1 protein-coding gene is annotated in these 248 nt (G+C 40.3%); it reads left to right on the top strand.

The window, feature by feature from the left end; genetic code table 11:
- A partial coding sequence (locus ACFINS_RS11075) for a DUF4159 domain-containing protein (RefSeq protein ID WP_375706301.1) occupies positions 1-248 on the top strand: 248 nt, incomplete at both ends.

Raw genomic sequence — 248 nt, 5'->3', positions numbered from 1 at the left:
AACATTCCAGCCATTGAGCCCGCATCAGCTGATCACGTTATTGCGCGTTCTTTTTATATTATGCCAGATTTTCCTGGTCTTTATCGTGGTTCACCTTTATGGATTGAATCATCATCAATAAATAAAAAAAACAACAATCCTCTTGGCTTCGGTGATAACGTAAGTTCTCTTCTTATCACCGCGAATAACTTTGCGGGTGCTTGGGCACTAGACGAAAAAGGCATGTGGAAATACCCACTTATTCCTAA

The organism is Bartonella sp. AA2SXKL, assembly GCF_042197205.1.
Taxonomy (GTDB): Bacteria; Pseudomonadota; Alphaproteobacteria; order Rhizobiales; family Rhizobiaceae; genus Bartonella.
Note: the sequence above shows the minus strand (reverse complement) of the source record. Positions and strands in the feature narration are given on the sequence as shown.